The sequence below is a fragment of the Streptomyces sp. NPDC088554 genome (genome assembly GCF_044752945.1).
Classification (GTDB): domain Bacteria; phylum Actinomycetota; class Actinomycetes; order Streptomycetales; family Streptomycetaceae; genus Streptomyces.
Genome location: NZ_JBIVMF010000038.1, coordinates 25,992 through 49,329, shown reverse-complemented (window position 1 = coordinate 49,329; position 23,338 = coordinate 25,992). Strand labels below are relative to the sequence as shown.

Genomic DNA, 23,338 nt, shown 5'->3' with positions numbered 1-23,338 from the left:
CCGTCGCCGGCGAGAAGGCCATCGCGCAGATGGTGCTCACCCTCGCGAAGGAGGTGATGGCCCTCAACGAAAAGATCGCCGAGATCGACAAGCTCTTGCCCTTGCCGGGCAGGCCGCCGACGACCATGCCGGGCACTTCGGCCATGTGCAGCTTGGCGGGCATCGCGTACTCGTCCAGGCCGAGGTTCCACACCGTCAGGTCGGTCGGCACCGAGCCGTCGGGTACCAGGGTGGTCTTCTTGGCGAGCGGCTCGTTGCGCACGGCGCGGAGGAGCAGGCGGCCGGGCTTGTCCACGGCCACCGACACCCGGGTGCAGCCCCAGGACACGGCCGGCAAAGGGGCGGGGACTACGCCAGGGGCGTGTTCAGAGTTTCCTTACTGGATTTACTGGATCAAGGGGCGCGCCGCCGCGTTGCCGCCCGCCGCTCCTGTCTTCGCCCCGCTATGGCGGCCCCTCTGGCGGCGCAAGAACGAGTCGGAAGGACGACACCGAGCCGGTAGGGCTCCAGACGAACACCGAGGCGTAGACCGTACAGGTCACGGCCGATGGCTGATCGCCGTTCGTCCGGGCTCCCCGCTGCTCGATGATCCGGGGCGAACAGAACCCGTCAAGCCCGCGCCGATCACCACCGTCACCAGGTGCAGGCCCGTACGCACGGCCTTGACCGAACCCGCCCGCCCCTAATCTCGGCAGCTATCGGGGCGCCCAGCCGGAGTGGTCACCGCTTGCCGAAAGCCCGTGCCACGAGAGCGAATCGGATGCGGCGCTACCAAGCGAAGTGCCTCCAACTTGGCCAGGAATCGCTACCGTTGACCCATGACAGATCTGCGTCGGGTGCCGGTTGACGAGGTGCTGGAACGGGTCGAGACCGCGTTAGGGACCCAGCTCGATCGTGCGACGGTTGTCCGCAAGCGTCGATCCGTAGGCGCTCGCACCGGGCGCGGCACGTGGGTGCGGATCGAGCGGCGCGGGTTGGACCGGATCGGCGTGCAGGGCGGGGACGGCACGCCGACGGCCGAGGCACTGGACGGCATCGCGAAACCCGCGTGGCTGGCCGGCCTCGCATGGCGGGATGAGGCCGAGCCGGTGATGTGGCGAGCCGACGAAACCAAGCTCCTACCAGCCGAGCCCGTGGGGTCCGCAGTCGTGGCGGACGACCCCGAGCTACCTCCCGGGTGGTGGGCACAGCTGAACGCGTCTCTCGACGCGCTCGCTCAGCAGCGGACGAACCGGATCGCCACCCCCGACACGGAGACCATCACGCAGGAGCTGGTGATCCGGACGATCCATCACGTGTTCCCAGTTGTCGATGCGACGGTGAGCGAGTGGTGTCCGGCGCATGCGGATCTGAACTGGGCGAACGTGACAGCGCCGGAGTTCTGCGTCTTCGACTGGGAGGACTGGGGGATGGCCCCGCGCGGCCTGGACGCGGCCACGCTGTGGGGGGCGTCGCTTGCCGTACCGGCGCTGGCCGATCGGGTCCGCGTCGAGCGGAGCGCCGACTTCGCGAGCCGGGACGGCAAGCTGATGACGTTGTTCGTCGCGGCGAAGATCCTCGGGCCGTACGGGCATTCCGAGGACCCGCGCCGCGATGGTGCTCGCGCGCTGGCGGAGCAGGCGGTGAAGGAGCTTCAGCTGGACTGACGCAGAAGCTGCCGGTAGGCCTGGACGACCTCGGCATCGATCTCGTGCCCCAGGCCGCCAAGCAGTTCCCGCAGGTGCTCGGCGTTGTCGGTGCTGACGGCCACTGCGTCCACTGCGGGCAGCGCGAAGGCGACCCGGAAAGCCGCCTGCACCGGTGTGGCAGCAGCTGGAGACCGCAGGAACATCCTCGGGTCCACCTTCGCCCACACGGGGGCGGTGGTGCTGCCGCCGAAGGGGCTCATGCCCCACACCGTGGTCGGCCGCCACGCGGTCACCAGGGCCTCAGCGGCGTTGAGGACGCTGCTGCTGACCAGGAGGCCGGAGCGGACCATCAGCGTGTCGGGCCGGGGCAGGTCGATGCCGACCAGCGAGCGCGGGTCCCAGGTGGAGATCCCCCAGGAACCGCACAGTCCTCTCTCCGCCGCGTCGACCAGGACCGCACACGCCTGCGACAGCGTCTCGGCATCCGGAGCGGAGTGCTCGGGGTTGTGCAGGAGCACCGTGGCCGGCTCGCGGCCGAGGTCCACCACAGCCTGCTCGGCAGCGCCCCGGAGTCGAGCAGGGTCAAGGCTGTGTCCGTCCTCGAAGTACCCGACCTTGGTGGAGATCGACAACTTCGGGAGCAGGTCGGCGGCGCCCGCCGCGAGGGTGCTGTGGGATCGGTGTCCGAGGTAGTTCGAGGCGGTGTCGAGTGCGGTGACGCCGAGGTCCAGGGCGCTGGTCAGGAGGTCGCGTCGGTGACGAGACCGGTGTAGCCCGAGGACAACTCGTCGGTCAGCGGTGCGCACAGCTCCTCCTTGATCAGGATCTCGGCAACCTCGTGGATCTCGGTCCCGGCGACGGCCGCGGCCTGGTCGAGCTGGACCGGGCGGCCGCTGAGCAGCAGCCGCAAGGCGGGCAGGGCCTTGGCGGCGAAGGTCAGCTTCTTCCCGGCCGCCCACACGTCCACGATGTCCCCGTGCTCCGCGATCCGGGGCGGGAAGTGGGCCGTGCACACCGCGCCGTGGAGCGGACCGAAGATGCCGAGGTAGGGCACGTGGCGCCCGGGAGTGGTCTGCTGACTGTGGGCGGCGAGGAAGTCCGCCGGTCCGCGCTGGCCGACGAGGCGGGTGGCGGCTTCCACGAGCGCGCCACTACCGGAACCGGAACGGTCGAGGTCGAGGCGGAAGACCTCCTGTTCACGGCACCAGTCGCCCAGCCAGGCCACCCAGGAGGCACCAGTGCGCTTGGTGATGCCGAAGGTGACGTGGAGGCTGTGACCGGCCCCGCTCCCGGTACGGGTGGCCTGGTGCCAGTGGCCGCGCGGGATGTGCATGACGTCGCCGGCCTGGAGCGTGCCGTTGAAGATCACGGTGTCGCTCGGGGTGTTGTTGGGGTCGGCATCCCGGTACATGGGCGCCGTGCGCGAGGTGCCTCGCACCTCCCAGTCCTTCTCCCCGGAGAGCTGGACGACGATCACGTCATGGTCGTCCCAGTGCAGCGGGAAGCCGGCGGCGTCGTTGGTGGTGAGGTACGCGTTCACCTGCACCCGCTCGTGCGCCCACCACTGCAAGGCGCGGCAGGTGACCTCCATGGTGGGGTCGAAGACGTTGACCTGGTCCATGATCAGCGTCGCGCCCTGCCGGAGCAGGTCGCCGAGGCGGTGCATGTTGGCCATCGGGATGGACTGTCCGCGCGGGCTGACGGTGTCGGTGAAGTACACGGCCGGGTGGACTTCCTCGCCCTTCTGGAAGGCCCGGAACTGAGGCCGGTTGAGGCTGCGTCGCATCGCGACGTCGAGCAACTTGTTGGGAGTGAGGATGCGCGACAGCAGCGCGTCGTCCTCGATCCGGCCGAGGGCGAAGCTGTTGCCGATCGGCTCGCAGCTGTCCCAGCCCAGGGCTGTCTCGATGGCGGTGACCAGACGGTGTTCCACTACGTACCTCCATGGGAGCGTGCGGGAAACGGGGCGGGAGCTGTGAAGCCCCGCCCCTGGGATGACCGGGTCCTACGCGACGTCGGTCAGGTTGCCGTCACCGCCGGGCCACGGCGAGTCGCCGGACGATCCGGCGTTGTCGGAGCGGAGGCTGTCGTACCGGTCCTGGACGGCGGTCAACTCCTCGACCGCGACCAGCAGCCCGCTCGTCTCCGGCGCCGGCTTCTTCGTGGTGTTCTCCACGTGGTGCTCCTTCCTTCATGGCTTCCGCCCACCTCTGGGCGGAAGGTCTGAGGTGAATCGCCCTGTGCTTCGGGCACTTGGGTGTGGAGCTGTGACGGCGCCGACCGTGGGGGTTGAAGCGGTCGGCGCCGCCGATCCGCCCGGCCGCGATTCCCTAGCCTGGCCAGGCGGAGCTTGAGGGGTCAGACGATCTGCGCGACGGGATCCGGCCGGGCCTGTGCGGCATGGACGAGCACGGCGAGTCGCGCGTCTCCCGTCAGCAATTGGTCGGCCGCGATCTCGAACCAGACGACCTTCCCGGCCCCTGCGGGATGCCACCCCCACGAGTGCGACAGCCCCGCGACCAGGATCAGACCCCGGCCGCCGGTCACGGTGTCCTGCGCCGAGTCCGGATTCGGGAGCCGGAGGCTGGTGTCCACGACCTCCACCCGCAAATGGATGCCTGTCCAACGCAGCGTCACCTTGCAGCGAGCCTTCGTGTGCTCCATGGCGTTCGCCAACAGCTCGCTCGTGCACAACTCGACATCGCGCAATGCGTCGTCCGACAGCGGCACGCGCCAGAACCGCGCGATCTCGACCACCAGCCGACGGGCCGACGGAACAGCCAACGGGTCCGGCTCAACGTCCCACTCCTGCGGGACCGGAAATGACGCAGCGTCAGGCATGGGAGAGCCCCCTTTCGAGCGCGTTGGCATGATCGGTGATCCCGAAGAGCTGAAGCCCTGTCACGATCTGATGCTCTCGCCGCATGCCAGGGCGTTCCTACCGCGTTTGCGGGACGTTTGGGACGCTTCATCGATACGGTTCGTCCCGTCCCCTACGGGCCAAAGAGGTGAACTATGAATCACGCTCTCCGCCGTGCGATGGCGAATGCCAAGATGACCGAAGCGCAGCTCGCAGAGGCATGCGACGTCGATGGCAAGACCGTCAGCCGATGGATCGCCAACCCCACCCGTATCCCCCACGCCCGACATCGATGGGCGGCCTGCGAGGCGCTGGGAGAGGAGGAAGCCACCTTGTGGCCAACCGCCGTCCGTTCGGCACTCAAGACGGGACCAGACCGCGAGGTCATCCAGGTGTTCCCGTATCGATCAGCCGCACCCTCCGCGCTCTGGCGGTCGCTCATCACCAAGGCGCAGCGTGAGCTGACGTTCGCCGGATACACCAACTACTTCCTGTGGTTGGAACAGGCGAACCTGGCCGGCGCGCTCCGCCGGAAGGCCCGGACCGGTTGCCGGATCCGGTTCCTCATCGGCGATCCGGACAGTCCTGTCACCCGGGCTCGCGAGGCCGAGGAAGGCGTCCCGCTCACCCTGTCCACCCGTATCGCCGTAACGCTGAGCGAGCTGCAACGGCTGCGGGACGTCGGGGACATCGAGGGGCGGTTCGAGACCGGGCACGTCAACCTGTCCGTCTTCCGGTTCGATGACGAGATGATCGTGACGCCGATCCTCGCCCGCAGGGTCGGCCATGACTCGCCGATGATGCACCTGAGGCGAGCGCAGGACGACGGCATGTTCGATCAGTTCGCCGATCACGTCGAAGAACTCTGGAGTCGCGGGCGCAACATCTGGGAGGGAGCGCAACATGGCCAGGCGTGACTACGAGGACGACCCGAACGCACCGAAGCCCAACAGCCTCGTTCCAGCCGCCTCAGTGGTCGTCGTGGACGAGTCAGGCCACATCCTGCTCCAGCGGCGTACGGACAACGGGATGTGGGCGCTGCCCGGCGGAAAGATGGAGCTGGGCGAATCACTCGCGGGGTGCGGCATCCGGGAGACCTTCGAAGAGACCGGCATCCACGTGGAGATCACGGGCATTGTGGGGACCTACACCAACCCCGGCCACGTCTTCGCCTACGACGACGGCGAAGTGCGCCAGGAGTTCTCCATCTGCCTGCTCGCTCGGCCGACGAGCGGAGAACTGCGAGTGTCCGACGAGTCGTTCGAGGTGGCCTGGTTCAAGCCGGATGACGTGGACGGCCTGGCCATGGTCCCGAGCATCCGCAAGCGGATCGACGACTGGCGGTCCGGACGGGGCCCGGCCATCCGGTAGTCGGATGCCGGGCCCTGCCAAGCCCAGTGAGCCGTGTGTGGCTGAGCCCTCCCCCGAGGACCGAGGAAGGGCTCAGCCACGCGCAGGCGTCAGTCCGCCATCGGCAGGTAGACCTTGTTGCCCTGGGCCTTGAACTCCTCGGACATCGCCTTCATGCCCTGCACAGCGGCCTCGTCGTACTCCGGCGAAGCCTCGCCGCCGCCGAACTTCTCATTGATGGATTTACTGATCTTCATCGAGCAGAACTTCGGACCGCACATCGAGCAGAAGTGCGCCGTCTTGGCCGGCTCCGCCGGGAGCGTCTCGTCATGGAACTCCCGGGCCGTGTCCGGGTCGAGCGCCAGATTGAACTGGTCCTCCCAGCGGAACTCGAACCGGGCGTCGGACATCGCGTCGTCCCACTCCTGCGCCCCCGGATGTCCCTTGGCGAGATCCGCCGCATGAGCCGCGATCTTGTACGTGATGACCCCCGTCTTCACGTCATCCCGGTTCGGCAGCCCCAGGTGCTCCTTCGGCGTCACGTAACAGAGCATCGCCGTCCCCCACCACGCGATCATCGCCGCGCCGATACCGGAGGTGATGTGGTCGTACGCCGGAGCCACATCGGTCGTCAGCGGGCCGAGCGTGTAGAACGGGGCTTCCTCGCAGATCTCCTGCTGAAGGTCGATGTTCTCCTTGATCTTGTGCATCGGGACATGGCCAGGGCCCTCGATCATCGTCTGCACCCCCAGCCGCTTGGCCGTCGAGTTCAGCTCGCCCAGCGTGCGCAACTCCGCGAACTGCGCCTCGTCGTTGGCGTCCGCGATGGAACCCGGCCGCAGACCGTCGCCCAGGGAGTACGTCACGTCGTAGGCCGCGAGGATCTCGCACAGCTCCTCGAAGTTCTCGTACAGGAACGACTCCTTGTGGTGCGCGAGACACCAGGCGGCCATGATCGATCCGCCGCGCGAGACGATGCCCGTCTTGCGACGGGCCGTCAGCGACACGTACCGCAGCAGTACGCCCGCGTGCACCGTCATGTAGTCGACGCCCTGCTCGGCCTGTTCGATCACCGTGTCCCGATAAATTTCCCAGGTCAGCTCCTCGGCCTTGCCGTCGACCTTTTCGAGCGCCTGATAGAGCGGCACAGTACCGATGGGCACGGGGGAGTTGCGCAGCACCCACTCCCGGGTGGTGTGGATATTGCGGCCGGTGGAGAGGTCCATGACCGTGTCCGCGCCCCAGCGGGTCGCCCAGGTCATCTTCTCCACCTCCGCCTCGATGGAGGAGGTGACCGCGGAGTTGCCGATGTTGGCGTTGACCTTCACCAGGAACCGCTTCCCGATGATCATCGGTTCGGTCTCCGGGTGATTGACGTTCGCCGGCAGTACGGCACGCCCGGCCGCGATCTCCTCGCGTACGACCTCCGGGGGCACGTTCTCGCGGATCGCGACGTACTCCATCTCCGGGGTGATCTCCCCTCGGCGGGCATACGCGAGCTGTGTCACCGGCTGCCCGCCCCTGGACCGCCGCGGCCTGCGCGGACGGCCGGGGAACACCGCGTCGAGGCCCCGCAGATCAGTCGCTCCGCTCCGGAGCAGCCCCCCGCGCGGCGAGGTGTGCTTGAGCCCGTCGTCCTCGGGGCGGACGGGCCTGCCCTCGTACTCCTCGGTGTCGCCGCGCGTGATGATCCAGCTCTCCCGCAGGGGCGCGAGGCCCCGGCGTACCTCGGTGTCGACAGCGGGGTCGGTGTACGGCCCCGACGTGTCGTACAGCGTCACATCCGCGCCCGTGGTGAGGTGCACCCTGCGGACCGGCACCTGGAGATCCGGACGGGAACCCCGGACATATCCCTTGTGCCAGCCGATGGACCTTACGGTCCCGTCCGGATTCCCCGAATCCGAGGCAGGCGTGCGTGTGTCCTGAACGGTCATGAGACCTACTCCCTACGCCGGCATTACCCGGTAACAGGTTCAGCGGTCGGCGCAGCTCAGGCGTCCGGGGAAAAGTCCCGGGACCCCTCGTTCAGCGCCCTCTCAGCCCGGTGCTCCGAGCTCCCGCGTGTGCAAAGGTGCCCCCACGCTAGCGTCATTTCCGGCGTGCTGAACAGAGGGCCCCACCCTTCTTGCGATGATCGGTCGGTGACCTCATCCCAGCAGACTCACGAACCGCACGGCCACTCGCACAGCCACGGCCCCGCCGCACCCGTCTCCCGACACCTCCGCAAGGTGATCGCGGCGGTTCTGATCCCGTTCGCGACCGCGGTGGTCATCGGGCTCGCCGTGCTCTGGCCGGGCGGCGCTCCGGCGCACGAACGCACGGGGGTCGGCTTCGACCGGCAGACCGAGCAGGGCCGGGTGGTGCAGATCGAGCGGGTCGACTGCAAGGACGTGAACGCCTCGCAGATCCCGTCCTCCGGCACCTCGACGCCCCAGGGACGCGAGGCGGCGCGGGGGGAGACCGGGGAGTGCAAGAAGGCGACGGTCGAGGTGACTTCCGGCAAGGAGAAGGGCCGGACCTTCGTCGAGGTCGTCCAGCCGGACGCACCACGGCAGTTTCACGTGAAACAGGGCGTCGTGGTGGCATACGCACCCGACGCGCCCCGTGATCTCCAATACTCGGTGACCGATGTGGACCGCAAGTTCCCCATGGCGCTGCTGGCCGGCATCTTCGCGCTCGCGGTGATCGCGGTGGGACGGATGCGTGGTGTCATGGCGCTGGTCGCGCTCGTCGTCTCGTTCGCCATTCTGACGCTGTTCATCCTGCCCGCGATCCTTCAGGGCTCGAACCCGCTGATCGTGGCGGTGGTCGGGGCCAGCGCGATCATGTTGATCGCCCTCTACGCCTGCCACGGTCTGACGGCCCGCACCTCGGTCGCGGTCCTCGGCACGCTGATCTCCCTGCTGCTGATCGGCCTGCTGGGATCGCTCTTCATCGGCTGGGCGAGCCTGACGGGCAACACGGACGACAACACCGGGCTGATCCACGGCCTCTACCCCGAGATCGATATGAGCGGTCTGCTGCTGGCGGGCGTCATCATCGGATCGCTCGGTGTCCTCGACGATGTGACGGTCACACAGACCTCGGCGGTCTGGGAGCTGCGCCAGGCGGATCCGACGATGGGGCCCCGCGCGCTCTACCGGGCGGGCATCCGAATCGGTCGGGACCACATCGCCTCGGTCGTCAACACGCTCGTGCTCGCCTACGCGGGTGCGGCGCTGCCGCTGCTGCTGCTCTTCTCGATCGCGCAGTCGAGCGTGGGCTCGGTCGCCAACAGCGAGCTGGTGGCGGAGGAGATCGTACGGACCCTGGTGGGTTCGATCGGTCTGGTCGCGTCGGTCCCGGTGACCACCGCGCTGGCGGCCCTGGTGGTCTCGGCCGACCGGCAGACCCCTGGGAACACGGCTCAGCCGACCCCCACGGGCTCCGGACCGGACACAGACGGTCCGGCACCCGCGGGGCGGGAGGAGACCCTCTCCACACCGGTGCCGAGCATCTCGGCACGCACGCTCGGCGGCCGGGGCCGCCGCCGCAAGAAGTAGCCGTACGGTCCCGGAGGGGGCCGGGAGGCCCGAGGCCGTACCACCCGCTGTCGGTACGGCCTCGAAACCACCCGGACGGCCCCGTTCAGCCTGCGTTCTCCTCGGCAAGGATGCGTCCGAGCGCATCCTCCAGATTGCCCTCGAAATCGCTGAGCGTCCGCTCCTGACCGAGCGGCACCAGTCGGTCCGTACGGTCGAGGAAGGCGACCAGCGGTGCGGCGCTGACCCTGAACAGCGCGTGGTCTTCGCCCACTTGAAGCCTCATATGAACATCGGAGAGATCCTCCGGTGTGGTCGGGGAGATATGCACATCACCGTCTCCACTGGGTGTATTGATGCCGTCGAGCAGTAGCTCGCGGCCGAAAGTCCAGGTGACAGGGGCGTCTCCGGGCAGATGAAAAGTCATCCGCACCGCGTAGGGATCCCTCATCTCGTAGTGGAGTTCCACCGGGATACGGAACGAGAGCTCCTCGGAGACGAGGAAGCTCATCAGGACCTCGGCCTGGACCGACTCGCGCATCGTGTACTCCGGAGTAGATGAAGCAGTGGCTGGGAATGATCCCCGTTGACCCTCTTGACGCAATCGTCCTGTAAGCGCTAGCAGATCACAAGGAGTAATTTTTCAGATACTGATAGAGAAGTCGAGTGCACTCAGCAACGATCTACTCTCTCTGCGTAACCGTTCGATTGCCGGAAGCAGCCGCCCTTGGCGCTGAAGAGGTACAGAAATAGCCAAAGCGGCCACCGCGGATCCAGCGGTGACCGGGACGGCGGCACAGACGGTGCCGAGCACATACCCCTGCCGCTCCACCACCGGATCCGCCCGCCCCCGAGCGGCGAGACGCTCCATCAGCGCCGGGCGGTCGGGCACGGAGTACGGGGTGAGCGGACGGACGGGATAGCGGTCCAGATGGTCCCGGAGCGACGCCTCGTCGAGCTGTCCGAGCAGACACTGCCCGATCGCATGGGCGTGCGCCGTCTCGCGGAAGTCCGCCCACTCGTCCACCGCGGGCGCCTCGGGGCTGTCCGCCACGGCGACGACTTCGATCTCGCCCTCGTGATAGACCGCGAAGTACACCGGGACACCGAGGGTGTCGTGCCAGCGCCCGAGCGAATCGGCGATCCTGCCCCGCCAGTCCTGCGGAGCCTCGCCCCGGGCCAGCCGCTGCACGGCGCCGCCGAGCACGAAGACACCTCGCTCGCGGCGGAGATAGCCCTCATGGGTCAGCGTGCGCAGCAGGTGGTAGGCGGTGGCGAGTGGCAGTCCGGTCTCGCGCGCCAGCTGTTTGGCCGGGGCTCCGTCCGGATGGGAACCCGCCGATTCCAGCAGTCGCAGCGCTCGCTGCACCGAACCGATCAGGGTAGGGGCCGCGGTAGTCGTAGCTGTGGCCAAAGGTCACCCCCAGGCGTGGTGACGGGCGGGGGCCCGCCCGCGGGGGCCGCCCCCGCGCGCCCGCCGCACCCCTGGGGACCGGGAATCCGGGGACCGAAGGAACCTGACGCGGACCCGAGAAACCCTGAGGCCCCACCCGGAAAGATCGCACAAACCCATGGTCAGGGCGATCGTCAATGATGTTTTCCCAGGGTGCGGCAGAGATTTGCCACTCTAGGGGCAGGTCAGGGTCAGGGATGGTTTCCCCTTCACCTTTCCCTCTCGCGGGCTAACCGTCATACGGGCCGACAGCCCTACCAGTCGCCCCGGGAGGACGACGAGGACGACATGAACTTGCGTACGACATAGATCAGACCGCCGACCAGCGCCACGAAGATCAGCACCTTGAAGAGCACCCCGATCACGAACGCCAACACACTCATGATCAGCCCGCCGAACACCACGATGACGATCGCCGGCACCGCGATCCACTTCACCCACCACGGCATTCCCGTGAGTATCTCCCGCACCGCCATCGCCCTTACCTCGCTTCACCGAGTGACTCAAGAATCCGCCGTACACCCTCGATGCTAGAGCCGGGACGGCGCCCGCGGGGGGCCCGTACCCCCCGCTCTCCCCTGATCCGCCCCTGAGGCGCGCCTGAGGGTCGGAGTAAGGGCCGGGGCGGGGCCGGAGCGAGAACAGGGGCGGCCGGGAACGGGGACGGACAGGCGCAGGCGCCGGGGCAGACGGGCGCCGGGGCGGTCAGCCCTCGGGTGGCGAGAACACCACCATCACCCGGAGATCCTCCGTGATGTGGTGGAACTTGTGCGCGGTACCCGCCGGCACATAGACGACACTGCCCCGGCCGACCTGCGTCGTCTCCATCCCGACCGTGATCGACGCCCGCCCGCTGACCACGAAATACACCTCGTCCTGCCGGTGCGGCTGCTGCGGGTCGGTCGTACCCGCGTCCAGCGCGTACAGCCCCACGGACATGTTGCGCTCACGCACGAACTGCAGATACGCGCCGTCGTTGGCGGCACGCTCCGCCTCCAGCTCATCAAGTCGGAATGCCTTCATGCCACGATCAGACCATGAAGAATTTCGTAGTCAAGACGATCGCCAACGCGGCAGCCCTGGCAGTGGCGATCTGGCTGATCCAGGACATCACCCTGACCGGCGAGAGCACCGGCAAGAAGGCCCTGACGCTCATCCTCGTCGCGCTGCTCTTCGGCGTGGTCAACTTCATCGTCAAGCCCGTGGTGAAGCTCCTCACCCTGCCCCTGTTCATCCTCACCCTCGGGCTGATCACCCTGGTGATCAACGCCCTGATGCTGCTGCTGACCTCCTGGCTCGCGGACAAGCTCGACCTGAGCTTCCATGTCGACGGCTTCTGGACAGCCGTACTCGGCGCTCTGATCATCTCGATCGTGTCCTGGGCGCTCAACATCGTGCTCCCCGACGACAATGACTGACCGCCCCCTCGGCGACGGCACCCGAGCCGTCCGAGCCGGACTCCCCGACCCCGTCAAATACGAACCGACCCTGCCGGGCCCCGTCTTCGCCGCCCACTTCCACCTGCCGGGCGAGCCGACCGGACCGTACACCTACGGCCGGGACGAGAACCCGACCTGGACGCATCTCGAACGCGCCATCGGCGAACTGGAAGCGCCCGGGGAGACCGTCGAAACGGTCGCCTTCGCCTCCGGAATGGCCGCGATCTCCGCTGTCCTCTTCTCCCAGCTGCGCGCCGGCGACGCCGTCGTCCTGCCGGACGACGGCTACCAGGCCCTGCCCCTGCTCCGCGAGCGCCTGGAGGCGTACGGGGTGGAGGTACGCACCGCGCCCACCGCGGGCGACGCCCAGCTGCGGGTCCTCGACGGCGCGCGGCTGCTCTGGATCGAGAGCCCGTCCAACCCCGGCCTCGATGTCTGCGACATACGCCGGCTGGTCGGCGAGGCACACGCCGCCGGAGTCCTCGTCGCCGTCGACAACACCCTCGCCACCCCGCTCGGCCAACGCCCGCTCGAACTCGGCGCGGACTTCTCGGTGGCCAGCGACACCAAGGGCATGACAGGCCACGGCGATATCCTCCTCGGCCATGTGACCAGCCGCGATCCACGACTGGCAGCGGACGTACGGCGCTGGCGCAAGGTCGTCGGAGCGATCCCCGGGCCGATGGAGGCCTGGCTCGCCCACCGCTCCCTGGCCACCCTCCAGCTGCGCGTCGACCGGCAGTGCGCCAACGCCCTGCTGCTCGCCCGCGCCCTGGAACAGCGCCCCGAGATCAGCGGGCTGCGCTATCCCGGACTGCCCGGCGACCCCTCGTACCCCGTCGCCTCACAGCAGATGCGCCGCTTCGGCTCCGTGGTCTCCTTCGTCCTGCCTGACCGGGACCGGGCCGAACGTTTCCTCGGCAGCCTCCGGCTCGTGGACGACGCCACCAGCTTCGGCGGCGTACGGTCCACCGCCGAGCGGCGCGGACGGTGGGGCGGCGACGCCGTACCGGAAGGCTTCATCCGCTTCTCCGCCGGGGCCGAGGACCCCGAGGACCTGACCGCCGACGTACTGCGCGCCCTGGACGAGACCGCGCGCTGACGCCGCACACCGGAGATAGCAACATACGGAACCGGGAAACCGGGATCCGGACAGCAGCCATGACAGACGGTCCGAGCCTCCCCCCTCATGGCTCGGACCGTCCCAGGTTCCACGCGCCGCACGCTTCACGCGCGGAGAACCATTTTCCCAAGGCTAGTTGACTCTGCGTCAGTGTCCAATCACAGTAGCGACAGCGACCTATCGACTTATTTATAGTTAACGGTCCGAAGCGGCCACGGGGGCGAGGCACGGAACAGGAGAGACAGCACATGGACCTGGCCCTGCTGCGCACCTTCGTCACCGTGCACCGCGCCGGCTCCTTCACCCGGGCCGCCGCACTCCTCGGCCTCTCCCAGCCAGCGGTCACCGGCCAGATCCGCACCCTCGAAAGACAGCTCGGCCGCCCGCTCTTCCTCCGCCAAGCCCGCGGCGTCACCCCCACCACCATCGGCGACGAACTCGCCCACCGCGCCGCACCCCACCTCGACGCACTCGTCGAGATCGCCGAGACCGGACTCGACGAGGACTCCGGCGTACGCACCCTCCACCTCGCCGGACCACCCGAATTCACCTCCCTGCGCGCGCTCCCCGCGCTCACCCCCCTCACCACCCAGGGCCTCGCCCTGCGCACCTCGTTCTTCAGCGGCCCCGTGGAAACCCTCGAAGGCCTCGCCGCCGGACACCACGACCTCGCCATCACCACAGCCCGCCCCCGCGGCGGACTGCTCACCGCGACCCCCCTCTGCGACGAGGAACACGTCCTGGTCGCGGCCCCCCGCTGGGCCGCCCGCCTCGGCCACGACGTACTGCGCGAGGGCCATGTCGTACTGGAACAGCTCCCGGTCGTCGAAGTACACGAATCCCTCCCCCTCGTCTCCCGCTACTGGGCCACCGTCTTCGAATCCCGCCCCGCCGCCGCGGCCACCGTCATCGCCCCCGACCTGCGCGCCGTCCTGGAATGCACCGCGGCCGGCGCCGGACTGGCCGTCCTGCCCCGCTACCTCTGCGCCAGAGCACTCGAACGCGGAGAAGTCATCGCCCTCCTCGACCCGCCCGTCCCCCCGCTGCGCACCTACTTCCTCGTCGTACGCACCGGCACCCTCGCCCTTCCGCCGATCGCTCGGGCGCACGAATGGCTGCTGCGCGCGGCGGTGGACTGGTGACAGCACCCCCCGCGGGCGTTTCAGACGGGCCCCCACGGGCCAACCTCTTCCCATGACCGAACGGCCCGTGGTCAAGCGCACCGCACGCGCCATCCTGCTGGACGGCGACGATCTGATCCTGATCAAACGCACCAAACCCGGCGTCGACCCCTACTGGCTCACCCCCGGCGGCGGGGTCGAGCCGGACGACGCCACCGTCGTCGACGCGCTCCACCGCGAAGTCGACGAAGAGCTCGGCGCCAAGATCACCGACGTGGTGCCCTGCTTCGTCGACACCGTGGAACACATCGCCGACGGCGGTGTCACCGGCGTGAAAGTGCAGCACTTCTTCGTCTGCCACCTCGCGTCCATGGACACCTCCCTGCGTCACGGCCCGGAGATCGAGGAACCGACCGGGGAGTACGAGATCGTCCGGGTGCCGTTCAGCCGCGTCGGAATCGCCGCCGTCCACCTCGTCCCGCTGTCCCTGCGGCACTACCTGGACGGCAACATCGAAGGCGTACGCGCGATGCACGCCCCCGACCTGAGCTGACCGCTCCCGCCCCCGGCCGCGCCTAGTCGGCGGCCGCCACCAGCTCCTCCAAGGAGTCGTGCCGGATCCGCTCCGACGGGATCCCGGCCCCCTTCAACGCGTCGAGACCACTGCGGATCATCCCGGGCGGACCGGACAGATACGCGTCGTACTCATGCCAGGGACCGTAGTCGCGCACCGCCTCGGGAAGCTGACCCGTAAGCCCCTGTGTGGGCCCCTCCGCGACCACCGGACGCACCGCGAGCCAGGGATGCTCGCTCTCCAGCCGCAGCATCGTCTCGATGTCGTACAGATCCTGATCACTGCGCGCGCCGTAGAACACCTCGACCCGGCGCCGGTGCCCGTGCTCGGCCACATCCTCGATGAGCGCCTTGATCGGCGCGATGCCGGTGCCGCCGCCCAGACAGAGCAGACCGTTGTCCGTACTGTGATCGACCGTCATCGAACCAGCCGGCGGACCGAGGCGCAGCACATCACCGGGGACCGCGTGATGCACCAGGGCGTTGGAGACCCACCCCGCCGGCACCGCCTTCACATGGAACGACAGCAGACCGTCCGGCCGGGGCGCCGACGCGAAGGAATAGTGCCGCCACACCCTCGGCCACCAGGGCGTCTCCAGACTCGTGTACTGCCCCGCACGGAACGGATACGGCTGATCCGGACGGATCGTGATCACCGCGATCTCGGAGGTACGCAACTCGTGCGAGACCACCTCCGCCTGCCACCAGGCAGGAGCATGCCGCTCGTTCTCCGCCGCCGCGTCGATCATGATCTGCGAGATGGTCGTGTACGTCCTGACCCACGCGTCCTCGGTCTCGTCGTCCCAACTGGTGACGGCGTAACGGGACAACGCCCCCATCAACGCCTCGCCCACAGCCGGGTAATGCGCGGCCTGCGTACCGTACTTACGGTGCCCGCGACCCAGCTGACGCAGATAACCGGTCAGCACGGCCGGAGAATCCATATGCTCGGCGGCCGTCAGCAGCGCCTTGAGCAACCGGTCTCGCTGAGCGTCCATCGCCACGGGGAACAGACCGCGCAGATCCGGATGACGGACGAAGAGCAACGAGTAGAAGTACGACGTCACCTGATCGGCGACCGGCGCGATCTCGGCCATGGTCCGGCGCACGAGAACCGCGTCGGGCGAGGCATGAGGATCGACAGGAGCCACCTCGATACGCGGAACCCCGGCCGCCCCGACCTCGGCCCTCGCACCGGCCTCGATGGCGTCCCGTACCTCGGCCCTCGCACCGGCCCCGGCCTCCGGAGGCAGCTCCGTCGGCACAGGCGCCTCCAACGGCAAGGACTCGGCGACACCCGACCCGGCAGCCACGGGCCCCCCCTCGGGCAGCCCGTCGGGCACCGAAAACGCGGACTCCGGCCGTGAAAACTCGGGCCGCGCAGCCTCGGGCCCCGGGGAATCCACCTGGACAGGATGAGACCGTACGGAATCGGGCCACAGCTCCGGCCGCGCCGCGGCGGACCGTACAGCCTCCTCCGCCGCGGCGGAGGACGGCACACCATCACCGACCTGTGTTACGGGGCCTTCGGGGACCTGAGGATGAGCGGCAGGCCCCTCTTCACCACGCGGCCCCTTGTCGCGTGGCCGGAAGGCATCGGGAACGTAATCCGCCGGAGCCGCCTGCCGGGGAACGGTATCCGCGCGGACATCCTGCCCGTCACCGCCCTCACGCCGGGGCGGCGCGGGACGAGTCCCACCGGAACCCACCGGGCGTATCGAGGCGAGAGAACGGCTCGGAACCGGTATTCGGTCCCGACCCTCCACATCCCCCTCACCGCCCGCACCGGAATCCGGCCGGCCGCCACCGCCGCCCGGAGCCCTGCGGGGAGCGAACCAGCCGCTCCCACCGGCGCTCCCGGAGGTGCCACCGTCCCCGGAAGTGCCGTTGTCGGCCGACGTAGCGGTCGGAGCGTCCATGGTGTGCCTCGCCTCGAACATCTTTCAGTCGGTCTGCGCACTTCCGCTGGCCCGGAATACGCACATAATCCCCGCTCTGACCAGAACTACCGGCAACGCCGCCCGCAGTTCCTCTCGCCGCAGCATGACAGGCCGTACCACCACAGGGGACAAAGACCTCGAAGTCCGGTCATCAGCACCGGATCTGCCGTTAGGCTGCCATCACCCTCGCGCCCATCCGCCGGATCCCCACCACGTTGTGCGCAGCACCTCCGGGTCAGAGTATTACTGCTGCGAGCACACCAGTTCATAGGCCTCCCGCGGATCGCCCCCCACATACGTATGGGTGGCAAGCCCCACCAGATGGTGGTCCGCGTTCACCGCCACCGCCCTGGGAACCGCCGCGAAGATCTCCGCGTCCGACATCGAATCACCATAGGCAACACAGTCGTCCATCCTCACCCCGAACTCCGCACACAGTCGGCCCGCGATCTCCACCTTGGACGCCGGCGTAAGAATGCCCGCCCGGTCGACCGGCTCGGTGAACGGCAGAACCGGCCAGCGTGAACCATGCGCCGCGTGTACACCCCAGCCCAACAGCCGAGAGACAAAAAAGTCGGGTGAGAGGGAGACAACGGCACAATAATCGCCCCGCTCCCGGATGTCCGCCCACACCTCACGGATACCGGCCAGCCAAGGCGCTCCCTCGAACGCCGCCGACACCTGCGCCACCGTCAGCCCGGCCCACAACTCCCTGGCCCGAACCGCGAACTCATCCGTAGCCAACCCCAAGGACAGGAACTCACTCTCCAGCTCCGCGATTTCGGCATCCAGCCCCAACTGCCGGGAGATCTCCACCGCAGCGGCCGAACCACGGATGAGCGTTCCATCGAGGTCAAAGAGATGAAGTCTGCGCACACTCGCCATGTACGCCGAGATTAGTACGTACAGCTGCTTCCGTCAGCAGATGCCCGCCCACAGAGACGCCGGGCACCGTGTTTCACGTGAAACATCTCAAGCGCCCCACCCACCGGGGTACTCCTCATCGCCCATCCCGCCGCCTCCGCAAGCTGGCCGGGAATCACCCTCGGTCTGCCGACACACAGCGCCACCGCCTCCACCACCGACGCCCCACCACCCCACAGTCCACCTACCGGGCAGTGAAGATCCCTCACCAACCGGCCGACCATCCCCATCCCTCCGCTCGCCCTCCTCACCGAAGCGTTGTTCCCATTTCGGCACCCCCGGGGGCCTCGCCCTACGCCACTGAATCTGGACCACGTACCCCTGGAACCCCACCCACCGCAGTCGACCCTTTCGACTACTCGCCACTTCCCGTAAAACGGTGGACGCACAATCACCGGCTCCGACAGCCTGACCCCATGCCGACACCGCTCATCGCCCTACCGATCCGCCCCCTGACCACCGACGACCTCGCACACTGCGCGGACCTCTCCGAAGACCGAGGCTGGGCACGCGACGAACACCGGTGGAACTTCCTGCTGACCGCAAGCACCGGATACGGCATCAACGACCCGGAAGACCCCCGGGGCAAACGCCTGGCAGCCGCCTGCGTACTGACCTCCTACGGCCCCCGACTCGCCGCCGTCGGCATGATGCTCGTCGCCGAACGCCACGCCGGACAGGGCCTCGGCCGACACCTGATGACCCACGTACTGAACGAGGCGGGCACCACCCCCCTCACCCTCTACGCCACACCGCACGGCCGCCCCCTCTACCAACAGCTCGGCTTCACCGACACCGGCGAGGCCGAGACCGTACAAGGGCACTTCCACCCCCCACGGGATACCCCCGAGAACACCACCCGCGCGATCACCACCCGCGCCGCCACCGCCGCAGACCTGCCGGCCATCATCCGACTCGACACCGAGGCCTTCGGAGTCGACCGCACCCCCACCCTCATGCGGCTTCCCGCTTACGCCGACCGGCTCCACGTCACGGAAGAAGGATCCGCCCTCACCGGATACGCGGCCGCCTCACCCAGCCCCACAGCCGATGTCATCGGCCCCCTGATCGCCCACGACACACCGACAGCGAAAGCGCTGCTCTCCTCACTGGCCACACAACCGGGCCACCCTGTACGCACAAACATCGACACTCGCCACCGGGAACTGCTGACCTGGGGCAAGGAGCATGGCCTGGAGCCGATCGCCCGGACCACCGTGATGACCCACAGGATCCCCGCCCCTCCGGGCGACTGGACCCGCCGATTCGCACCGCTGAACCTGGCGACGAGCTGACTGGCCCACCGTCTCCGGCCCCAGCCCCGGCGTACCCTGCCGATCATGAGCGACCCGGAGATACGACCCGCCGCACCCCACGACATCCCCGCCATCGTGACGATGCTCGCGGACGACCCGCTCGGCGCACAGCGCGAATCCCCCGACGACCTCACCCCGTACACCACGGCCTACGAACGCCTGGCCCGCGATCCGAACCAGCACCTCATGGTCGCCGTACGCGACGGCCGAGTGATCGGCACACTCCAGCTCACGATCGTCCCCGGCCTCTCCCGCCGCGGTTCCACCCGCTCGATCATCGAAGCCGTACGCGTCCACGCCGATGAACGCGGCAGTGGACTCGGCACCCGCTTCATCCAGTGGGCCATCGACGAATCCCGCCGCCAGGGCTGCCGACTCGTCCAGCTGACCTCCGACGCCGACCGCACCGATGCCCACCGTTTCTACGAACGGCTGGGCTTCGCTCCCTCCCATATCGGATTCAAGCTGAGTATCTGAAACCGCATCCCTTGCCAAAGTCACTCGTCGCCTCCAGCAAGGGGGCAGGGCATATGTCTGGGTCCCGTCACCCGGGAGGAACTCGAATCCAACGGATACCGCATTCTGAGCGGCGACCAACTGAGTTGCTTCAAGCAACTCAGTGGAATTAAGTCCCACAGCCGCTCCCTGGCTGTCTTCTCCCGACGCGCCGTCCTGAATACCCCGATGCTCCTCCGGGACAGCATCGTCGCACGTCAGGCACGTATCCACCTGCTCGACGTGGAAGAGAAGCACCAGCCCGAGCAGCGCTCCGATCCTGTGGACAACTTGATCCACAGGCTCGCGGACTGGGTTGACGCACGGATCACCGAAGCCGTCGACCAGCACATGGCCACCCACGACGGCACCTACACCGTACGGATCACCGAGGACATGGTCCGCACCACGATCGGCCGGGCCGTCGTCCCGGTTCTCAACATCGCCATCCAGAACGACAGCGAACAACGCGCCCGGATCGGGATGCTCGACGCCGAAGCGACCCGGCTGAAGCGCGTCCTCCGCGAGCGCGAGGCAGCAGGGTCGATGGGCGCACTCGACGCGATGGACCCGCGTCAGTTCGAACAGCACATCGCATGGCTGTGCCGACGCGACGGCTGCGACCCCGTCATGGTCACCGGCGGCCACGGCGATACCGGAGCCGACATCGTGGCCTGCACGCCCGACGGGCGACGCGTCATCGTGCAGTGCAAGGCGCGTACCCCTGCGGCGACCATCACCAGCGGCGACGTACAGCAGTTCATCGGCATGGCCAAGCTCGACTACAAAGCCGATATCGCACTGCTCGTCGCGACATGCCCTTCACCCGTGACGCCCTGCTGCTGGCCGCGCGGCACGAGATGACAGCGGTCCACCGTGGCCTGCTGGAAGCATGGAACAACGGAGCGAAGCTCCACGCGCTTCAGCACTGATACGTGAGGCTTCAGCACTGATACGCGAGGAGAGACGGGCAGACGGGCCCACAGCCGTGATGCGTGCGCGTGCGTACAGCGCGGGACTCGTGCCCCGCGCTACCGTGAAACGACCGGCAGGCCCGGTTTCACGTGAAACATCACCGGCGCCTACTCCCCGAGGCCACGCCAGCCCTCCTTGTCCACACCACCGGGAATCGCATCGACCGGCCCGTACGGCTCACGGGTGAAGACAAACGACCCGAGGTCGAGATGGCTCACCGAACCATCCGGTCGGCGGACCACCCGCAGAACCTCTCCCGCGTAATAGCCGTCGAGCCCCGTCCACTCACCATCCGCCCGTACGACGAAACGCGAACCGCGCCCACCACCCCGCAACGGATGCAGCTCCAGGCCCCGCTCCGCCGTCAGCTTCACCGCCACAGCCTGCGTACCCCAGTACCACGGTCCAGTAAGGGCCAGCAGCGTCCGGTCGACCTCGGGCAACGGCCGCCATGACTCGGGAATCCGCGGCTCGGCCTCGGCCACGATAGCGACGAGATCCGCGGCAACCGCCCCGATCCCCGGAAAGGAAGTGGCGTTGGCCAGCACAACGGCCGCCACATCGTCCTCCACACTCATCCACAGACACGCGACGAATCCAGGCAGCGAACCCGTGTGCCCGGCCAGATCCCGGCCCTTCTGACGAGCCAGCTGCACCCCGAGGCCATACCCGGCGTCCCCCTGCCCCGGCTCGGGCGCCACCGCGGGCGTCCGCAGCTCCTCCACGGACGCCGCGCTCAGAACCCGCTCGTCCCCCTCGGCGAGAAAAACGGCGAACCGGCAAAGATCCGCAGCGGTCGACCAAAGCTGACCTGCCGGGGCCATCAGCCCCAGATCCTCCATCGGCTCGGGCATCATCACATCGGCCCACGGATGCACGGCCCAGCCCTCCGCGTACGGAGCGACCGGCCGGGCACTCGTACGCGTCATGGACAGCGGCTCAAGAACCTCACGCCGCAACGCCTCCTCCCAGGAAACCCCACGCACCGCCTCGACAAGCGAACCGAGCAGCGTGTAACCGGGGTTGGAGTAGTGATGCCGTCTGCCCGCCGGATGCAGTACGGGCCCCTCCCCGAGAACGTCCGCGAGCCCGGGACGGACTGCCCCCGGAGTCCGCTCCCACCACGGGGCCGGGGACTCCGCCGCCAGCCCCGCGCTGTGGTTGAGAAGCTGAGCGACAGTCACCCCACCCACTCCGGTCCCCGGAAGATGCTTCTCCAGCGGGTCATCGAGAGCGAACAACCCCTCATCACGCAGCCGAAGCACCAGAACGGCCGTAAAGGTCTTGGTGATCGACCCAATACGGTACTGCGTATCCGTATCCGGGACATGCCCGTCCCCACAACTCCGCGAGCCCGTCCACACCATCCGCCCCTCCCGCGCCACCGCCGCAACCAGCGAGGGCGCACGCCCCTCTGCCTGCGCGAGAGCGACACGACGCGACAAAGCCCGTTGCGTACCGGGCAGCAGCTCTTCCAAAGAAGTCATGAACCACATCTACCGGTGGCACCGCCCGCTGTCACCCTCGCCCCGGACACCCGCTGCGCCGACGCGGTGAGCGAGCCGGCCAAACCCGTGAACGCGGACCGGCCGAGACGGTCACCGTTCGTTCAGCGCCATCATCCCGGCGCTGCGCGGACATGCGCGCGCTCGCCTTGCTTCCCCATGAGACTCAAGTACTCGACGGGACCAGCACCGGTGGCCCCGAACCAGTGCGGGGGGCGCGTGTCGAACTCCGCGGCCTCCCCGGGCTTGAGGATGAGGTCGTGCTCCCCGAGTACGAGGCGGAGCGTTCCGTTGAGGGCATAGACCCAGTCGTAGCCCTCGTGGGTGCGCAGATCGGGTTCGGCGGCGTCGCTTCCGGCCGGGAGGACGAACTTGTAGGCCTGGATTCCTCCGGGCCCTACGCCGACCGGGTCCGGATCGAACAGCCAAACGCGGCAGTAGTCGGCAAGGAACCTGATGTTCTCCAGCACGGCTGGGGCCGGCTCGCTCCACACCTCGTACCTCCAACCCCGCGAGGTGACCGCCTCTCGTGTCCAGGAGAACGTGAAGACCACCTCCGGCTTCTTCAACCGGTGGCGAGGCTTGACGTCCATGACCAGTGGACCTGGCATCGGTCAGCAGAAGATAGTCCGGGATGTGTTTGCGGACCTTGCCATCGATGTCGGTCTTGAGCAGGAACGGCTGGGCGACAATGTGCCGCACCTCCGGGGCGAAGTCGGCGAACAACAGCCAGCCCAGCTCCAGCCGGGACTCGTAGATCACATGGTCCCGCACGGGTCGCCGACCATTACGTACCCGAGGAGTGCTGCTGCCCCTTGTACCAGCGAAACGTCCGCCACCGCAGAACCCCCGAGCGGCACCGACTGCCACTCCAGGTTCTCCACCACGGCCTCGTCACCACGCCGAACACTCAGCCGTACCGGCGTGGCCACCGCTGTACCCATCGGACCGACCCCATGCCTTCCGAAGCACCCCCGCCGACCGCCAAACGCTGGGGTCCTGCCCTCGTCACGCACACAGAAGACGACCAGGGACAGTCCTGCAGACGAAGAGGGGAATCACTCGATCAAGAGGCATGATTCTCACCTTCGTGTCCTATTGGACACGCGGTGGAC

24 protein-coding genes, 1 pseudogene and 1 riboswitch are annotated in these 23,338 nt (G+C 68.1%); of the genes and pseudogenes, 11 read left to right on the top strand and 14 right to left on the bottom strand.

The genetic code is table 11. The annotated features are described in order from the left end of the window. Nucleotides 1-301: pseudogene (locus ACIP8W_RS29450) on the bottom strand (hypothetical protein); the annotation flags it as partial. 517 nt (nucleotides 302-818) lie between these two features. Here ACIP8W_RS29450 and ACIP8W_RS29445 point away from each other — a divergent pair. Further along, nucleotides 819-1,646: a hypothetical protein gene (locus ACIP8W_RS29445; RefSeq protein ID WP_401958883.1), complete on the top strand. Its 828-nt coding sequence runs from the start codon at nucleotides 819-821 to the stop codon at nucleotides 1,644-1,646. Here the strand turns inward: ACIP8W_RS29445 and ACIP8W_RS29440 are convergent. The 4 genes from ACIP8W_RS29440 to ACIP8W_RS29425 form a co-directional block, all read right to left on the bottom strand. Beyond that, nucleotides 1,634-2,434, bottom strand: coding sequence for an aldo/keto reductase (locus ACIP8W_RS29440; RefSeq protein WP_401958884.1), 801 nt, complete (start codon nucleotides 2,432-2,434; stop codon nucleotides 1,634-1,636). The genes ACIP8W_RS29445 and ACIP8W_RS29440 overlap by 13 nt on opposite strands. After that, nucleotides 2,368-3,561, bottom strand: coding sequence for a JmjC domain-containing protein (locus ACIP8W_RS29435; RefSeq protein WP_401958886.1), 1,194 nt, complete (start codon nucleotides 3,559-3,561; stop codon nucleotides 2,368-2,370). The genes ACIP8W_RS29440 and ACIP8W_RS29435 overlap by 67 nt, the downstream gene beginning before the upstream one ends. Nucleotides 3,562-3,633: 72 nt before the next feature. Continuing rightward, the gene (locus ACIP8W_RS29430) at nucleotides 3,634-3,804 is read right to left on the bottom strand and encodes a hypothetical protein (RefSeq protein WP_401958888.1); all 171 of its coding nucleotides are present in this window, start codon (nucleotides 3,802-3,804) and stop codon (nucleotides 3,634-3,636) included. 182 nt (nucleotides 3,805-3,986) lie between these two features. Beyond that, the gene (locus ACIP8W_RS29425; protein WP_402205386.1) at nucleotides 3,987-4,469 is read right to left on the bottom strand and encodes an ATP-binding protein; all 483 of its coding nucleotides are present in this window, start codon (nucleotides 4,467-4,469) and stop codon (nucleotides 3,987-3,989) included. Nucleotides 4,470-4,643: 174 nt separating this feature from the next. On the opposite strand from ACIP8W_RS29425, the gene ACIP8W_RS29420 reads away from it, so the two are divergent. Both ACIP8W_RS29420 and ACIP8W_RS29415 read left to right on the top strand, forming a co-directional pair. Beyond that, on the top strand, nucleotides 4,644-5,405 hold the full coding sequence (locus ACIP8W_RS29420; RefSeq protein WP_402205384.1) for a DUF5919 domain-containing protein: 762 nt from the start codon (nucleotides 4,644-4,646) through the stop codon (nucleotides 5,403-5,405). Further along, the gene (locus ACIP8W_RS29415; protein WP_401958704.1) at nucleotides 5,392-5,859 is read left to right on the top strand and encodes an NUDIX hydrolase; all 468 of its coding nucleotides are present in this window, start codon (nucleotides 5,392-5,394) and stop codon (nucleotides 5,857-5,859) included. The genes ACIP8W_RS29420 and ACIP8W_RS29415 overlap by 14 nt, the downstream gene beginning before the upstream one ends. An 89-nt stretch (nucleotides 5,860-5,948) precedes the next feature. Here the strand turns inward: ACIP8W_RS29415 and thiC are convergent, their stop codons facing one another. Beyond that, nucleotides 5,949-7,772, bottom strand: a complete 1,824-nt coding sequence (thiC, locus tag ACIP8W_RS29410) for a phosphomethylpyrimidine synthase ThiC (RefSeq protein ID WP_402205382.1) — start codon at nucleotides 7,770-7,772, stop codon at nucleotides 5,949-5,951. Beyond that, nucleotides 7,765-7,909, bottom strand: a riboswitch (TPP riboswitch). Its footprint overlaps the gene before it by 8 nt. 70 nt (nucleotides 7,910-7,979) lie before the next feature. Between thiC and ACIP8W_RS29405 the strand changes: the two genes are divergently transcribed. Next, on the top strand, nucleotides 7,980-9,380 hold the full coding sequence (locus ACIP8W_RS29405) for a YibE/F family protein (RefSeq protein WP_401958710.1): 1,401 nt from the start codon (nucleotides 7,980-7,982) through the stop codon (nucleotides 9,378-9,380). An 85-nt stretch (nucleotides 9,381-9,465) separates the two neighbouring features. Here the strand turns inward: ACIP8W_RS29405 and ACIP8W_RS29400 are convergent, their stop codons facing one another. The 4 genes from ACIP8W_RS29400 to ACIP8W_RS29385 all read right to left on the bottom strand — a co-directional run bounded on the left by ACIP8W_RS29400 (nucleotide 9,466) and on the right by ACIP8W_RS29385 (nucleotide 11,835). Next, nucleotides 9,466-9,900 (bottom strand): SsgA family sporulation/cell division regulator, encoded by a 435-nt coding sequence (locus ACIP8W_RS29400; RefSeq protein ID WP_401958712.1) that lies wholly within the window; start codon nucleotides 9,898-9,900, stop codon nucleotides 9,466-9,468. A gap of 102 nt (nucleotides 9,901-10,002) precedes the next feature. After that, nucleotides 10,003-10,773: an IclR family transcriptional regulator gene (locus ACIP8W_RS29395; protein WP_402150254.1), complete on the bottom strand. Its 771-nt coding sequence runs from the start codon at nucleotides 10,771-10,773 to the stop codon at nucleotides 10,003-10,005. Nucleotides 10,774-11,066: 293 nt separating this feature from the next. Beyond that, nucleotides 11,067-11,288, bottom strand: coding sequence for a DUF5326 family protein (locus tag ACIP8W_RS29390; RefSeq protein ID WP_401958718.1), 222 nt, complete (start codon nucleotides 11,286-11,288; stop codon nucleotides 11,067-11,069). Nucleotides 11,289-11,517: 229 nt separating this feature from the next. Then, nucleotides 11,518-11,835, bottom strand: coding sequence for a cupin domain-containing protein (locus ACIP8W_RS29385; protein ID WP_401958720.1), 318 nt, complete (start codon nucleotides 11,833-11,835; stop codon nucleotides 11,518-11,520). A 14-nt stretch (nucleotides 11,836-11,849) separates the two neighbouring features. Between ACIP8W_RS29385 and ACIP8W_RS29380 the strand changes: the two genes are divergently transcribed. The 4 genes from ACIP8W_RS29380 to ACIP8W_RS29365 all read left to right on the top strand — a co-directional run bounded on the left by ACIP8W_RS29380 (nucleotide 11,850) and on the right by ACIP8W_RS29365 (nucleotide 15,048). After that, nucleotides 11,850-12,230 (top strand): phage holin family protein, encoded by a 381-nt coding sequence (locus tag ACIP8W_RS29380; protein ID WP_401958723.1) that lies wholly within the window; start codon nucleotides 11,850-11,852, stop codon nucleotides 12,228-12,230. Beyond that, on the top strand, nucleotides 12,223-13,353 hold the full coding sequence (locus ACIP8W_RS29375; RefSeq protein WP_401958726.1) for a cystathionine gamma-lyase: 1,131 nt from the start codon (nucleotides 12,223-12,225) through the stop codon (nucleotides 13,351-13,353). The genes ACIP8W_RS29380 and ACIP8W_RS29375 overlap by 8 nt, the downstream gene beginning before the upstream one ends. A 269-nt stretch (nucleotides 13,354-13,622) precedes the next feature. Further along, the gene (locus ACIP8W_RS29370) at nucleotides 13,623-14,516 is read left to right on the top strand and encodes a LysR family transcriptional regulator (protein WP_401958728.1); all 894 of its coding nucleotides are present in this window, start codon (nucleotides 13,623-13,625) and stop codon (nucleotides 14,514-14,516) included. Between the two features lie 52 nt (nucleotides 14,517-14,568). Beyond that, nucleotides 14,569-15,048: an NUDIX domain-containing protein gene (locus tag ACIP8W_RS29365; RefSeq protein ID WP_401958730.1), complete on the top strand. Its 480-nt coding sequence runs from the start codon at nucleotides 14,569-14,571 to the stop codon at nucleotides 15,046-15,048. Between the two features lie 22 nt (nucleotides 15,049-15,070). Here the strand turns inward: ACIP8W_RS29365 and ACIP8W_RS29360 are convergent, their stop codons facing one another. Continuing rightward, nucleotides 15,071-16,381 carry a globin domain-containing protein gene (locus ACIP8W_RS29360; RefSeq protein ID WP_402150251.1) on the bottom strand — a complete coding sequence of 437 codons (1,311 nt, stop codon included), beginning with the start codon at nucleotides 16,379-16,381 and terminating at the stop codon, nucleotides 15,071-15,073. 870 nt (nucleotides 16,382-17,251) lie between these two features. Continuing rightward, nucleotides 17,252-17,893 (bottom strand): HAD family hydrolase, encoded by a 642-nt coding sequence (locus ACIP8W_RS29355; RefSeq protein WP_402150249.1) that lies wholly within the window; start codon nucleotides 17,891-17,893, stop codon nucleotides 17,252-17,254. A gap of 455 nt (nucleotides 17,894-18,348) precedes the next feature. Between ACIP8W_RS29355 and ACIP8W_RS29350 the strand changes: the two genes are divergently transcribed. The 3 genes from ACIP8W_RS29350 to ACIP8W_RS29340 all read left to right on the top strand — a co-directional run bounded on the left by ACIP8W_RS29350 (nucleotide 18,349) and on the right by ACIP8W_RS29340 (nucleotide 20,607). Further along, nucleotides 18,349-19,227 carry a GNAT family N-acetyltransferase gene (locus ACIP8W_RS29350; RefSeq protein ID WP_401958736.1) on the top strand — a complete coding sequence of 293 codons (879 nt, stop codon included), beginning with the start codon at nucleotides 18,349-18,351 and terminating at the stop codon, nucleotides 19,225-19,227. Nucleotides 19,228-19,272: 45 nt separating this feature from the next. Beyond that, nucleotides 19,273-19,725: a GNAT family N-acetyltransferase gene (locus ACIP8W_RS29345; protein WP_401958738.1), complete on the top strand. Its 453-nt coding sequence runs from the start codon at nucleotides 19,273-19,275 to the stop codon at nucleotides 19,723-19,725. Between the two features lie 207 nt (nucleotides 19,726-19,932). Then, nucleotides 19,933-20,607: a restriction endonuclease gene (locus ACIP8W_RS29340; protein ID WP_401958740.1), complete on the top strand. Its 675-nt coding sequence runs from the start codon at nucleotides 19,933-19,935 to the stop codon at nucleotides 20,605-20,607. 218 nt (nucleotides 20,608-20,825) lie between these two features. On the opposite strand, the gene ACIP8W_RS29335 is transcribed toward ACIP8W_RS29340, so the two are convergent. Together ACIP8W_RS29335 and ACIP8W_RS29330 are read right to left on the bottom strand one after the other, a co-directional pair. Continuing rightward, the gene (locus tag ACIP8W_RS29335; RefSeq protein ID WP_402205377.1) at nucleotides 20,826-22,205 is read right to left on the bottom strand and encodes a serine hydrolase domain-containing protein; all 1,380 of its coding nucleotides are present in this window, start codon (nucleotides 22,203-22,205) and stop codon (nucleotides 20,826-20,828) included. A gap of 131 nt (nucleotides 22,206-22,336) precedes the next feature. Then, a complete protein-coding gene (locus ACIP8W_RS29330) occupies nucleotides 22,337-22,816 on the bottom strand; it encodes a cupin domain-containing protein (protein ID WP_402205376.1) in 480 nt (159 codons plus the stop codon). Nucleotides 22,817-23,338 lie beyond the last annotated feature (522 nt).

Coding starts and splice junctions, on each gene's coding strand:
- ACIP8W_RS29380 (WP_401958723.1), top strand. CDS start 11,850: ATGAAGAATTTCGTAGTCAAGACGATCGCCAACGCGGCAGCCCTGGCA.
- ACIP8W_RS29425 (WP_402205386.1), bottom strand. CDS start 4,469: ATGCCTGACGCTGCGTCATTTCCGGTCCCGCAGGAGTGGGACGTTGAG.
- ACIP8W_RS29370 (WP_401958728.1), top strand. CDS start 13,623: ATGGACCTGGCCCTGCTGCGCACCTTCGTCACCGTGCACCGCGCCGGC.
- ACIP8W_RS29335 (WP_402205377.1), bottom strand. CDS start 22,205: ATGACTTCTTTGGAAGAGCTGCTGCCCGGTACGCAACGGGCTTTGTCG.
- ACIP8W_RS29400 (WP_401958712.1), bottom strand. CDS start 9,900: ATGCGCGAGTCGGTCCAGGCCGAGGTCCTGATGAGCTTCCTCGTCTCC.
- ACIP8W_RS29355 (WP_402150249.1), bottom strand. CDS start 17,893: ATGGCGAGTGTGCGCAGACTTCATCTCTTTGACCTCGATGGAACGCTC.
- ACIP8W_RS29415 (WP_401958704.1), top strand. CDS start 5,392: ATGGCCAGGCGTGACTACGAGGACGACCCGAACGCACCGAAGCCCAAC.
- ACIP8W_RS29420 (WP_402205384.1), top strand. CDS start 4,644: ATGAATCACGCTCTCCGCCGTGCGATGGCGAATGCCAAGATGACCGAA.
- ACIP8W_RS29375 (WP_401958726.1), top strand. CDS start 12,223: ATGACTGACCGCCCCCTCGGCGACGGCACCCGAGCCGTCCGAGCCGGA.
- ACIP8W_RS29445 (WP_401958883.1), top strand. CDS start 819: ATGACAGATCTGCGTCGGGTGCCGGTTGACGAGGTGCTGGAACGGGTC.
- thiC (WP_402205382.1), bottom strand. CDS start 7,772: ATGACCGTTCAGGACACACGCACGCCTGCCTCGGATTCGGGGAATCCG.
- ACIP8W_RS29345 (WP_401958738.1), top strand. CDS start 19,273: ATGAGCGACCCGGAGATACGACCCGCCGCACCCCACGACATCCCCGCC.
- ACIP8W_RS29340 (WP_401958740.1), top strand. CDS start 19,933: ATGCTCCTCCGGGACAGCATCGTCGCACGTCAGGCACGTATCCACCTG.
- ACIP8W_RS29330 (WP_402205376.1), bottom strand. CDS start 22,816: ATGGACGTCAAGCCTCGCCACCGGTTGAAGAAGCCGGAGGTGGTCTTC.
- ACIP8W_RS29365 (WP_401958730.1), top strand. CDS start 14,569: ATGACCGAACGGCCCGTGGTCAAGCGCACCGCACGCGCCATCCTGCTG.
- ACIP8W_RS29385 (WP_401958720.1), bottom strand. CDS start 11,835: ATGAAGGCATTCCGACTTGATGAGCTGGAGGCGGAGCGTGCCGCCAAC.
- ACIP8W_RS29350 (WP_401958736.1), top strand. CDS start 18,349: ATGCCGACACCGCTCATCGCCCTACCGATCCGCCCCCTGACCACCGAC.
- ACIP8W_RS29390 (WP_401958718.1), bottom strand. CDS start 11,288: ATGGCGGTGCGGGAGATACTCACGGGAATGCCGTGGTGGGTGAAGTGG.